This is a genomic window from Treponema phagedenis (genome assembly GCF_008153345.1).
GTDB classification, from domain to species: Bacteria; Spirochaetota; Spirochaetia; order Treponematales; family Treponemataceae; genus Treponema; species Treponema phagedenis.
The window spans coordinates 407859-421031 of the sequence record NZ_CP042818.1; the positions used below are offsets into that span (position 1 = coordinate 407859).

The 13173-nt window shown below is 41.5% G+C and carries 10 protein-coding genes; 9 read left to right on the forward strand and 1 reads right to left on the reverse strand.

The features are described from left to right. The first annotated feature begins 212 nt into the window (after positions 1-212). Complete coding sequence (locus tag FUT79_RS01780; RefSeq protein WP_148878604.1) at positions 213-2747, forward strand: helicase-related protein; 2535 nt, start codon at positions 213-215, stop codon at positions 2745-2747. Positions 2748-3138: 391 nt separating this feature from the next. Here FUT79_RS01780 and FUT79_RS01785 read toward each other — a convergent pair whose 3' ends face one another. Next, positions 3139-4392: an ISNCY family transposase gene (locus FUT79_RS01785; protein WP_148889211.1), complete on the reverse strand. Its 1254-nt coding sequence runs from the start codon at positions 4390-4392 to the stop codon at positions 3139-3141. Positions 4393-4647: 255 nt separating this feature from the next. Here FUT79_RS01785 and FUT79_RS01790 point away from each other — a divergent pair, with 255 nt between their 5' ends. The 8 genes from FUT79_RS01790 to FUT79_RS01825 all read left to right on the forward strand — a co-directional run bounded on the left by FUT79_RS01790 (position 4648) and on the right by FUT79_RS01825 (position 13061). Continuing rightward, positions 4648-5643 (forward strand): 2-hydroxyacid dehydrogenase, encoded by a 996-nt coding sequence (locus FUT79_RS01790; RefSeq protein ID WP_002697308.1) that lies wholly within the window; start codon positions 4648-4650, stop codon positions 5641-5643. 38 nt (positions 5644-5681) lie between these two features. Next, the gene (gltS, locus tag FUT79_RS01795; protein ID WP_024752971.1) at positions 5682-6869 is read left to right on the forward strand and encodes a sodium/glutamate symporter; all 1188 of its coding nucleotides are present in this window, start codon (positions 5682-5684) and stop codon (positions 6867-6869) included. Between the two features lie 140 nt (positions 6870-7009). Beyond that, positions 7010-7306 (forward strand): OadG family protein, encoded by a 297-nt coding sequence (locus FUT79_RS01800; protein ID WP_087942673.1) that lies wholly within the window; start codon positions 7010-7012, stop codon positions 7304-7306. Positions 7307-7337: 31 nt separating this feature from the next. Continuing rightward, positions 7338-7742, forward strand: a complete 405-nt coding sequence (locus FUT79_RS01805) for a biotin/lipoyl-containing protein (protein WP_024752972.1) — start codon at positions 7338-7340, stop codon at positions 7740-7742. Positions 7743-7754: 12 nt separating this feature from the next. After that, the gene (locus tag FUT79_RS01810; protein WP_002697299.1) at positions 7755-8897 is read left to right on the forward strand and encodes a sodium ion-translocating decarboxylase subunit beta; all 1143 of its coding nucleotides are present in this window, start codon (positions 7755-7757) and stop codon (positions 8895-8897) included. Between the two features lie 58 nt (positions 8898-8955). After that, the gene (gene gctA, locus FUT79_RS01815) at positions 8956-9921 is read left to right on the forward strand and encodes a glutaconate CoA-transferase subunit A (protein WP_024752973.1); all 966 of its coding nucleotides are present in this window, start codon (positions 8956-8958) and stop codon (positions 9919-9921) included. A 1-nt stretch (position 9922) separates the two neighbouring features. Then, complete coding sequence (gctB, locus tag FUT79_RS01820; RefSeq protein ID WP_024752974.1) at positions 9923-10723, forward strand: glutaconate CoA-transferase subunit B; 801 nt, start codon at positions 9923-9925, stop codon at positions 10721-10723. 580 nt (positions 10724-11303) lie between these two features. Then, a complete protein-coding gene (locus tag FUT79_RS01825) occupies positions 11304-13061 on the forward strand; it encodes an acyl-CoA carboxylase subunit beta (protein ID WP_148889212.1) in 1758 nt (585 codons plus the stop codon). Positions 13062-13173: the final 112 nt, after the last annotated feature.

Genomic DNA, 13173 nt, shown 5'->3' on the forward strand with positions numbered 1-13173 from the left:
TTGAATTATCAAAAAAACGTTATACTGCTCTGCTAAACCGGAGAATGTAGTTTTTAGTATTCTTAATTCATGCCGCTGATTTTCCTATTCTCATGTTTTTCTGCAGCTGATTCAGGAGTTCAGGAAAAAAGATGCTGCAAAAACTTAGCTGTAAATGAAGCCCGTAATTTTGTCTCTATTCAAGGTTTTGTTTCTTTGTTATACTTTTTATCATGATACAGTTTAGACAGCTTCCCGTGTATGAGCAAAAAGACAGAATACTTTCAGCATTGGAAGTAAATCAAGTAATCGTTGTTGAAAGTCCGACCGGTTCGGGAAAAACAACGCAGTTGCCGATTATTTTACATGAGGCAGGGTATACACAGGGCGGTATTGTCGGAGTAACGCAGCCGCGCCGGATTGCCGCTGTTTCGGTGAGCGAGTTTATCGCAAAGCAGTTCGGTTGTGCGGTTTCCGAGCTTGTCGGGTATAAGATGCGCTTTGAGGATAAAACAAGTCCCGAAACACAGATAAAAATTATGACCGACGGAATTCTTTTGCAGGAAATGAAACTTGACCCCTGGCTGAGTAAATATTCCGTTATCATGGTTGATGAAGCGCATGAGCGCAGTTTAAATATTGACTTTATTCTGGGATTGCTTAAACGAATTTTGCAAGAACGGAAGGATTTTAAGGTTATCATTTCATCGGCAACGATTAACACGGATATGTTTTCACTGTATTTTGATTCTTGTCCGGTAATTAAAATTGATGCAATCACTTACCCTGTAACAACTATTTTCGACCCACCAGCTATTCCTGCTTCCACCGAAACCCAAAATGCCGAAGCAGCGATGCTTGATAAAATTGCATCTATTGTTGAGCGAATCCTCGATGACGGAAGAAGCGGCGCAATACTGGTGTTTTTACCGGGAGAGCGGGCAATTAAAAACTGTATTGATCGATTAACGCGTGAAAGCAAGTTTAGAAAATTGTATCCTTTGCCGCTTTACGGAAGGTTAAGTAAAGAAGAGCAGGAATCGGTGTTTGATCCGCCGCCTTTCGGAAAGAAAAAAATAGTTGTTGCAACAAATATTGCGGAGACCTCTATCACAATCAATGATATTACAACGGTTATTGATTCAGGGCTTGCAAAACTGAATTTTTATAATCCGCTTTCGTATACCTCAAGCTTGGATGAAACACAAGTTTCAAAATCCTCATGCAATCAGCGAAGGGGTAGGGCGGGTAGAACGCAAAAGGGTACTTGCTATCGGTTGTATTCTCGGAAGGGCTTTGAAAATCGGCAGCTTTACACATTAGAAGAGATTTATCGTACCGATTTATCCGAAGTGGTGATGCGTATGGCGGAACTGGGAATCTTTGATTTTGAGAATTTTGATTTTATCTCTCCGCCGGGAAAGCGCGGCATTATCGGTGCGGTAGAAACGCTGAATATGCTCGGCGCGCTGGAAAAAGACAGAAGCCTGAGCAGTATCGGGGAAATGATGTGTAAATTTCCGCTGGCACCGCGTCAATCCCGTATGATTGTAGAGGCAATTATTCATTATCCGGAATCGGTTGATGATGTAATTGTGGCAACCGCTTTTCTTTCTGCACGCAGTCCTTTTATCTTTCCTGATGGAAAAGAGCTGCACGCAAGAAGAGCGCACGCAAGCTTTGATGAGCCGATGGGTGATTTTGCATCCTTTTTAAAAATATATCGGCTTTATGTGCAGGCAAAGGATAAAAAACGCTTTTGCGAGATTAGTTATCTTGATGAGCGGGTTATGGCGGAGATTGCCAATATTAAAGAACAGCTTGAGCTTATTGTATCGGATATGGGAGTGCCTATTTTATCGGGTGGTAAAATTGAAGATTATCTTGCTTCTATTGCGCAGGGCATGATTCAGTTTGTGTGCGTGCAGCACGGCAAGGATTCATACCGCAGTTTGACGGCTGAAAAAATCTCCATTCATCCCGGCTCTTGTATGTATAAAAATAGACCAAGATTTATTGTTGCCGGTGAAATTGTTCGTACATCACGGATGTATGCAATGTCTGTTTCTCCTTTATCAAAAAAACTTGTTGCGCAAGTTGCGCCCGCCCTTTTGGAAAAGCGGGCAACAAAAGAGACGCGCGGCACGCAGAAAAGCGCCAAAGACGCTAAAAATAAAGAAGAATTTGCAAAAAGAGACGATGAAGAGCGGGCGGTTATTGCAGGTTCGTCCTATGCAATAAAGAAAATAAAAGGTAAAAAGCATCTGGTTTTGCCTTGGGAATTATTTTCGGAAACAGTAAAAAAGCTGAATGCAGATGTGGATTCAGTTGATGACGGCAGTTTGCAGCAGCTAAAAGGGTTGCGCTGCATCATTGAGATGAATAATTATCAGTTATTTACCGGAGAAAAGCTTGAGCTTGTATTAAAGGCGGTTTCTCTTTTTGATATTAGGCAGACCGATGACAGCCGAGTGCGAAACAAAAATTTTACACTTCCCGAAGACTTGCCTGAAATTATCAGCGCCCTTGACCTTTTGTTTAAAACAACCGTTGCAAAGCAAAAAAGCAAGCAGCTTGGATTTATTACCCTTTTTTCTGACGGCAAGGGAATTTTCTGGCTTAAAACTTCACGCGGCTTTCACACGTCGTTGCATGAAAATCTTGTGTCGGTGCAAAATCTTATCGACCTTGCCGGCGAAGCTATGAATGAACAGCAGCAAGCAGTTACACAACGTTTATATAAAGCAATGAAAAGTTTTTTTGCTTAAGCTCATGTTTTATTAAAATATTCCCGTATACTGTTTTGTAATTAGCTCTCGTGATGCTGTTCGGAGTATCAACAATGATGGCTTGCGGTTCAGCATTACTGTGGTAAATTGCCCGCCGTTGCTAAATTCCAAACGATGTTTTGCCTGTATTCCAGCGTAACCAGACAAAACTCGTAGGCGAACCAACGGTAGAAATTCCAAGAGTTCGCCGTTGCGCCGTGTCGGACTCTTTTTGATTATTATGTTTTTTGCAAAGCTTAGCAAAACCTCCTGAGTTATTTTTAATTTTTATTTCAATAAATTTTGATTTTTTTTGTCAATAACCAGTGAATATTTCACCCCTAACGGGGGTTAATTTTGCAATGAAAATTGCACCCCTTAACACATCGAGTTATCCTGCTTTTGCATCTTTAAGTAAGAATTCATAAATCAAGTCAATAACTACTTGAGGCAGGTCTCCGGTTCGTCCAACCGTATCAGTTCGGTATATATCATCGAGCGGTACAATCGGATAGAATTCATCATGTATTAAAGCGCGTATACCATGTTTTTGTGAAATCAATACATTTACCGTTGTGCCTGCTGCGAATTTATTCTGCTCAATTTTAAACAAATGGTTTTTGATTGAGATGGTGGAACCGCTTGAAAGTTTGCGCGTAATAACCGATGACAACAGTTTATCAAGATCGAGTGTTTTTGGTGTCGGTACAAACATTGAATATGAATCGCAGGCAGGAACACCAAACTGTTTGTTGAAAATACCGATATACTCTTTTAAGAATTGATTTGCTTGCTCTATGGTTGTGATGTGGCGTCGTGCAAATTCAACAGGGAGTCGGCTTTGTAAAGTTTGCCATAATCGCTCAACACGTCCTTTTGCTTGTGATGAATGAGCCGGGAACATATCGATTCCTAAGTACTTGATAATTTTGCCGAATTGTGTTACTTGTTCCTTGGTTCCTTGTAATTGCTCCTCAATGGATAACTGTTTTTTTGCATTAACAAAAAAAACGCTACACTTATCCGGATAAAGAGCGGCGGGGAGTCCGTAATTTTCGAGTGTCTGCCGCAGAACTTCTAAATATCCGAGCAGGCACTCGTTTTTGCATAAATAAAGACCGGTAATCATTCCGCGTGCATCATCAATAAAAGCATGTAATGCGGATTTTTCTTTCCCGCCGAACCAAGGAAACGGGGTTGCGTCCACTTGCAACAGCTCTCCGAAGCAAGCTCTTCTATTGCGCGTTTTATGCACCTTCTTTCGTGTTCGTCTTTTCTTTGGTGAACAAATTCCATGTGATAACAGAATACGGCGCAGAGTCGAATATGACAGCTGCAATTGATATTCTTCAGTTACTATTTCATGAAAATGCAAAAAATTGCTTTTTGACAATGCGGGATCGCTTCGCAGCGCAAGTAATCGCTGCTCAATTTCTTTCGAGGTCTTCTTTGCAGAGGGACGCTGACTGTTGCCATGCAGCATTGCTGCTAAACCCTTTTCTTTGAACGCCTTTTTTAATTGCTGTACGCGTCTTCGTGAAAGGTTTAATCGAAGCGCAGCTTGTTGTACCGTACATCGCCCCTCTAAGCAGTTGGCGATAACATGTCCTCGTGTAATTTGATCAATGCTCATAAATAATTTCATTCCTCCAGTGTAATGTAATAAGTCAATAATTTCACCTCGGTAAAATATAGGGGCGAAATATTCATTGAAAACTTATAGGGGTGAAATTATCACAGATTAAAGACAATTTTGATTTTTTTTATTGACAACGTAAAATTTTCATGTGATAATGGTGTAATGGTGCCGATGGTATTTTTTCATGTTCGGGAAGTAAGGTTGTGGTGAACTTTGCCCTGAATATGCGCTTAATTCCCGGCACGAATAGGAGGTTTTTAGGTGAAAATTATTTTTTATGGGGTTAGAGATGTCGAAAAACCTATTTTTGAAGCGGTTAATAAGAAATTTGGTTACGACCTGACACTTATTCCTGACTATTTAACCGATGAGGCAACAACAAAAAAAGCAGCGGGACATGAGGTTGTTGTTCTGCGCGGAAATTGTTTTGCAACAAAAGAACGGTTGGATATGTATAAGGAGATGGGCGTTAAATATGTGATGACCAGAACAGTTGGCGTTAATCATATTGATATTTCCCATGCAAAAGAGCTTGGGTTTAAAATGGCATATGTTCCGTTTTATTCCCCGAATGCTATTGCGGAGCTTGCGTTGACCTTAGCGATGACTTTGTTACGCAATGTTACCTATACTGGCAATAAAACAAAGGACAAAAATTTTATTGTAGACAAACAAATGTTTTCACGCGAAGTCAGAAATTGCACGGTAGGTGTTATCGGTTTAGGCAGAATCGGAATGACTGCCGCAAAATTGTTTAAGGGGCTGGGCGCAAATGTAATCGGTTTTGATCTTTTTCCGAAAACAGGCGTAGAGGATATTGTAACGCAGGTGCCTATTGATGAGGTGTTTGCAAAATCCGATATTATTACGCTCCATGCACCGTATATTAAAGAAAATGGAAAAATAATTACCAAAGAAACTTTTGCAAAAATGAAAGAGGGTGTGATCCTTATCAATACGGGAAGAGGAGAACTCGTTGATACCGATGCCTTAGTAGAAGCCTTGGAGAGCGGAAAAGTATACGGGGCAGGAATTGATACCTTGGATAATGAAATCGCTATTTTTGGTAAAGATTTTTCGGGAAAGGAATTGCCGGTTCCCGCTTTTGAAAAATTAGTAAACATGTATCCGAAGGTTATCATTACCCCTCATGTCGGTTCTTCCACTGATGAAGCTGCCTTGAACATGATAGAAACTTCTTTTGAAAATCTTAAAGAGTACCTTGATACAGGCGACTGCAAAAACAAAATACAGTAGCATCTGCTAAATTGTATTACGCATAAGGAGATTAATAAATGAAATTTGAATTTAATATGTACCTTACATTAGGCTTGGCAATTGTATTATATTTGTTTGGAGACTGGATTAAATCAAAGGTGAGCTTTTTCCGCAAATATTATATTCCTGCACCGGTTATCGGCGGAGTTTTGTTTTCTATCTGTATGCTTATAGGGCATAATACTGGGGCTTTTGAATTCACCTTTAATACGGTTTTGAAAGACTTTTTCATGGTTGTGTTCTTTACCAGTGTCGGATTTTTGGCAAGCTTGAATGCTTTAAAAAAAGGTGGAATTGCGGTTGTCTTATTCTTGATAGCTGCTCTTGTGCTTGTTCTTATTCAGAACGGAGTTGGAGTGGCCTTGGCAAAAATCTTCGGATTAAATCCCGGTATCGGACTGGCTGCGGGTTCAATTCCGTTGACCGGCGGACACGGAACTTCGGGAGCATTCGGCCCGTATTTGGAAGAAAGAGGAGTAGCAGGGGCTACTGTTGTTGCCTTTGCTTCTGCAACCTACGGTTTGGTTATGGGATGTATGATTGGCGGGCCTATTGCTAAACAGCTTATGAAAAGGAATAATTTAGTTTGTACCGAAACAGGTGTACAGCAGCAAGACGAGAAAATCGGTGAAAAAGCAACCATGACCGAAGCCTCGTTTTTTAAAGCCGCCTGTATGGTCGGTATTGCTATGGGTATCGGCGCCATCATTACTCCGCTTGTTAAAAACCTGGGGTTGTCCTTGCCGGTATATCTTGTTCCTATGCTTGTTGCGGCTATCATACGTAATATCATTGATGCTACCCCTAACAAAACTCCCGTTGAAGAAATCGGTATTATCGGCAATGTATGTCTTGCCTTCTTCTTGGCTATCGCTTTAATGACCATGAAACTCTGGGAGTTGGCAGGGTTAGCAGTGCCGCTGGTTGTTATTCTGCTTGTGCAAACGGTTATCATGGCTCTGTATGCGTACTTTGTTACCTTCAATATAATGGGTAGAGACTATGATGCCGCCGTTATGGCTACCGGACACTGCGGTTTCGGAATGGGCGCAACGCCGAATGCTATTGCAAACATGCGCGCTTTTACAGAAGTAAATGGTTTTTCGACAAAGGCTTTCTTGGCGGTGCCGTTGGTAGGCTCACTATTTATTGATCCCTGTAATGCAATTATTATTCAAACCTTTACAAGCTGGTTTGTCGGGTAATTCGTGTGTTTTTATTATTCTAAAAATGTTTTACTGTTTTTGTGAAACACTGTATCCTTGTTCCGTGTTTTATAATGCGGAATAAGGATTTTAATTTAATAAATGTTTTTAAAATATTTTATGAATACGAGGAGGTTTAAGTGGGGGCACCAGAATATATGAGCTTTATGGAAAGTTTAGTGACAACTGTAATCGGTATGTCTATTGTATTTTTGGCGCTTATTTTTTTGGCGGTTTTTGTCATGGTTGTTTCCAAAGTTGTTTCGACATTGGAAGCAAAACTGGGGAGGGGTGCTCCTTCGGGGGCGACACTGACAGAGACAAAGCCAGTTCCAAAATCAGAAGCGGTAAAAGTTGCGGTGATTGCGGCGGCAATCAGCGAAGAAAGAAAAGAACCTTTGGATAGTTTTGTAATAACAAAAATTCAAAAAATTTAAATATCACAACATAGGAAGGAGTGTTAGAATTATGAAGTATGTGGTAACAGTTAACGGCGAACGGTATGAAGTTGAAGTGGAAAGAGCTGGCGGTGGGTCGACATCATTGTCGCGACAGCCGATAGAGAGAGGTGCGAGGTCTCAGCCGATGTCTGCTCCCGCCGCTGCACCGGTTGCTGCTCAACCTGTGGTATCAAGCCCGACTCCGGTAAGCTCGGGAGGATTAAAAACCGTGGTAAGTCCGATGCCGGGAACTGTTTTGGATATCAAAGTGAAAGAAGGAGATGTGGTAGCTGTCGGGGATGTTATGATCATCTTGGAAGCTATGAAAATGGAAACCGAGATTGTTACTGAGCATGCAGGAACCGTATCTGCAATTAAGGCAAAAAAAGGAGATGCTGTAGAAACCGATACAGTATTAGTAGAGATCAGATAAGGGGTACAGTAGATGGAATTTTTAAAAACCTTAAGCGTTATGATGGCAGAATCCGGCTTTGCCGCTTTGACATGGCAAAGTTTGGTGATGTTTATCATATCATTTATTTTAATCTATCTCGCTATCGTTAAACAATTTGAGCCCCTATTGTTACTACCTATTGCCTTCGGAATTTTCTTGACGAATCTCCCGCTGGCAGGTCTTATGGACGAGGCGGATCCTTGGTATGCATCAGGTGTTTTACGTATCATATATAATGGTATAAAAACTAATTTATTTCCCTGTCTGATTTTTATGGGAATAGGAGCTATGACCGATTTCGGGCCGTTAATTGCAAATCCCATAAGTTTGCTTTTGGGGGCTGCCGCTCAATTTGGTATTTATATTACATTTACGTTTGCAAATGCGTTACCGTTTTTTAGTCCGAAACAAGCTGCCGCTATCGGAATTATCGGAGGAGCTGACGGCCCTACGGCAATTTATCTTGCAAACAACTTGGCGCCCGAATTGTTAGCACCTATAGCGGTTGCTGCTTACTCTTATATGGCTCTAATTCCGTTAATTCAGCCGCCCATCATGAAAATGCTTACCACAAAAAAAGAGCGCTCAGTTAAAATGAAGCAGTTGAGAAAAGTAAGTAAAGCGGAAAAAATTGTCTTCCCGATTGGAACGGTTTTATTTACCGCCTTATTGCTTCCTTCCGTAACGCCCTTATTGGGAATGCTCATGTTGGGAAATATTTTTAGAGAGTCAGGCGTTGTGCAGCGTTTATCCGATACGGCTCAAAATGCCTTAATCAACATTATTACGATTATGCTCGGTGTTACCGTTGGTGCTACCGCAAACGGAGACTTGTTCTTACGTTTGGAAACGCTTGCAATTATTTTTATGGGATTATTTGCATTTTGTATGTCTACTGTTGGAGGAGTTTTGCTTGGCAAGCTTCTATATCTTATAACCGGAGGCAAAATCAATCCGTTGATAGGCTCGGCAGGAGTATCGGCGGTACCGATGGCTGCACGTGTTTCTCAAGTTGTAGGAGCAGCTGAAGATAAAACAAACTTCTTGCTTATGCATGCAATGGGGCCTAATGTTGCGGGTGTTATCGGCTCTGCCGTTGCGGCAGGATTCTTTATGCTTATTTTAGGCAAATAGAGGGAGAAAAGAAACTTAGCGTTTGCTAAGATTAAACAAAATTAATAGGAGATTTATTGTGAGTAAAGTAATGTCATTGCATGATGCAATCAAAACGTATGTGAAATCAGGTGATCACCTTTGTTTTGGCGGGTTTACGACAAACAGAAAACCCTATGCCGCCGTGTACGAAATTTTACGGCAAGGTTTGGGCGATTTTATAGGATATTCAGGCCCTGCCGGCGGAGACTGGGATATGTTGATTGGAGAAGGCAGAGTCCATGCCTTTATTAACTGTTATATTGCAAACTCCGGATATACAAATGTATGTCGAAGATTTCGCCACGAAATTGAAAAAAATAAAAAAATGCTTTTGGAAGACTATTCCCAAGACGTGCTCATGCTTATGCTACATGCTTCCGCATTAGGGCTTCCGTATTTGCCGGTTAAACTGATGCAGGGTTCCGACCTTGTAAACAAATGGGGAATCAGCAAAGAGGTGCGTGCAAAAGACTTAAGACTTCCGAATAATAAACTGGTGGAAGTAGAGAACCCCTTTAATCCTGGAGAAAAAGTTGTTGCGGTACCGGTTCCGCGCTTAGATGTTGCAATAATCCATGTGCAAAAAGCGGCAGTTGATGGAACCTGCTCTATTGAAGGCGATGAGTTCCATGACATTGATATCGCTATTGCGGCAAAACGATGTATTGTAACCTGCGAAGAATTGGTAGACGAAAAAGAAATCAGAAGGGATCCGAGCAAGAACTCAATTCCTCAATTTTGTGTTGATGCGGTTGTGCATGCTCCTCACGGCGCACATCCTGCACAGTGCTACAACTATTACGACTACGATGCGAATTTCTTTAAAATGTATGATTCGGTAACCAAAACCGAAGAAGATTTTAAAAATTTCTTGCAGGAATGGGTATACGGAGTTAAAAACCATGAAGAATATCTTGACAAACTGGGAGCGACCAGATTGCTCAAGTTAAAAGTGGTACCCGGATTTGGCTATGCGGCAAAATTAGTGAAGGAGGGGAAATAAGATGACAAATTACAAAAATTATACCAACAAAGAGATGCAGGCAATTACGATTGCAAAAACAATTCAAGACGGACAAATCGTTATTGTCGGAACGGGGCTCCCCCTGATCGGCGCTTCGTTGGCAAAAAGAATTTTTGCGCCGAATTGTAAATTAATTGTAGAGAGCGGTCTTATGGACTGTAATCCTATTGAAGTTCCCCGAAGTGTCGGTGATACAAGATTTATGGCTCACTGCGGTGTGCAATGGCCGAATGTTCGCTTCATCGGTTTTGAAACAAACGAGTGGCTCAATGATAAAGATCGAATGATCGCCTTTATCGGTGGCGCCCAAATCGACCCATATGGAAACGTAAACTCAACTTGTATCGGTGATTATCATAATCCCATAACACGCTTTACCGGATCAGGCGGGGCTAACGGGATTGCCACCTACTCCAACACGGTTATCATGATGCAGCACGAAAAAAGAAGATTTATCGACAAAATCGACTACGTTACCAGTGTTGGTTGGGGCGATGGTGTCGGCGGCAGAGAAAAGCTTGGACTTCCCGGAAACAGGGGGCCGATTGCAGTAGTGACAGATCGCGGCATTTTAAAATTTGATGACAAAACAAAGAGAATGTATTTGGCAGGATATTATCCGACCTCTTCTCCTGAAGATGTGCTTGAAAATACCGGTTTTGAACTGGATGTGTCCAAAGCGGTGCGCTTGGATGCTCCGGATGAAGCAGTCATCAAAATGATTCGGGAAGAGATCGACCCGGGACAAGCCTTTATCAAAGTTCCGGTCGAAGAAAAATAAGCGATAAGAGGTAAGCAGGCTGTCTGAAATAGCGCCTGCTTATGTAATTTTTTTGATAACTTGATTAAATTTTAATGCGACTTATACAAATCGTAAAAAATTTTATAAAAAAGAGCTTGACACAGCGGTTTAGTTTTTGCCGTCCATGGCAAAAACTAAACCTGCGAGTTTTAAAGCTTTACAAATTACTTTGCTTTAAAACATCGTTTCTGTTTGGAACCACCGCCACGCACTGATTTTTAGTATTCTTGATTAAATCAGTGCTGCGAGTTTTAAAGCTTCAATTTTATAATTTTGTATTGATGCTTTAAAACATCGTTTGAATTTGTTCTGAGTTTGACAACGGTGGGCAATTTACCACAGGAATGTTTAAATCCGCAAGCACCTGTCGATGCTCCGATTAGTACAGGACGTTATACGTGTTTATTTGGCAAACTTTTCCCTGTATTTTACAGGCACAGTATTGCTGATTGAATGTACTTTTGTAAGACTGTTAAAAAAGTTTGTCTTACAAAAGTACGGGCTAAAAACTTTTTTCGGAATTTGACAATTCCTCAAAAACTTTTTATAGGAGAATATTATGGGAAACTATTCAATGCCGGGTTATTTTCAGAACATGGAACAGATCGGCTCCGCGTTATCGAAGATTGATGAAGATAATGAGCAGCAGGTAAAACAGGTTGAAGAAGAGATTCGAAAGTTAATAGACGAGGTTCATGAGGCGGGCACTCCCACGGAAACGCTTAATGAAAAAGGGCAATGGACAGCGCTTCAAAGAATTGCCGAGTTAGTTGACGAAGGTACATGGTGCCCGCTAAACAGCTTGTACAATCCCGAAGATTTTGAAACCGCAACCGGAATTGTAAAAGGCTTAGGAAGAATCAACGGAAAATGGGCAGTCGTTGTTGCTTCCGATAATAAGAAAATTGCCGGAGCTTGGGTTCCGGGGCAATCCGAAAACTTATTGCGAGCATCCGATACTGCAAAATGCTTACGAATTCCTTTAGTCTATGTTTTAAACTGCAGCGGCGTTAAATTAGATGAACAGGAAAAAGTATATCCGAACCGCAGAGGCGGCGGAACTCCTTTCTATCGCAATGTTGAATTGGAACAATTAGGCGTACCGGTTATCGTCGGAATTTTCGGCACAAACCCCGCAGGCGGCGGCTACCACAGTATCAGCCCCACCATTCTTATTGCGCACGAAAAAGCAAACATGGCGGTTGGCGGAACCGGAATTGTAAGCGGGATGAATCCGAAAGGCTATATCGATCAGGAGGGCGCCGAGCAAATTATTGATGCGGTTTCCAATGCAAAACCTACTGAAGTTCCCGGCACTGTTTCTATTCACTATGATCAAACAGGATTTTTCCGTGAAGTGTACTCCGAAGAAATCGGTGTCTTGGACGGAATTAGAAAATACATGGATTGTCTGCCCGCCTATGACTTGGAGTTTTTCCGTGTAGACGAGCCAACCGAGCCCCTATTCGATCCGAATGATCTTTACTCGCTTTTACCGATGAACCAAAAACGGGTGTACAATATCTATGATATTATCGCACGCTTGGTAGATAATAGCGAATTCAGCGAATACAAAAAAGGATACGGCCCCGAAATGGTAACCGGACTTGCAAAAGTTGACGGACTTTTGGTTGGCATAGTTGCAAACGTACAAGGCTTATTGCTCAAATACCCCGAATATAAAGAAAATGCCGTCGGGATTGGCGGCAAGCTCTACCGGCAAGGCTTAGTCAAAATGAATGAATTTGTTACGCTTTGCGCGCGGGACAGAATTCCGATTGTCTGGCTGCAGGACACAACGGGAATTGATGTAGGAAATGACGCCGAAAAAGCCGAGCTGCTCGGGTTGGGACAATCGTTAATTTACTCTATCCAGAATTCAAATATACCGCAAATGGAAGTTACTTTGCGAAAAGGCACCGCCGCCGCTCATTATGTTCTCGGCGGCCCGCAAGGAAACGATACCAACGCATTCTCTTTAGGAACCGCCGCAACCGAAATCAACGTAATGAACGGCGAAACCGCTGCGACTGCAATGTATTCACGGCGATTGGTAAAAGACAGAAATGCAGGAAAAGATATAACACCGATCATTGAAAAAATGAACAAACTTATCAATGAATACAAAGATAAATCTGTTCCTTCATTCTGTGCAAAAGCGGGAATGGTAGATGAAATTGTACATCTCTATGATATACGAGCATACATGATCGCATTTGCGAATTCGGTATATCAGAATCCGAAGTCAATTTGTCCTTTCCATCAAATGCTTTTACCGCGGATGATTAGGGAATACAACACTTTTGTAAAAAAATAATTACTCTTAGGGACTTTGACTAATTTTAGGAACAGTCAAAGTCCCTTTTGGGGAAATGTATAATCCGATACGTACGCTTGTAAGAACGAAAAAGAAGGTGTACTATAAATTA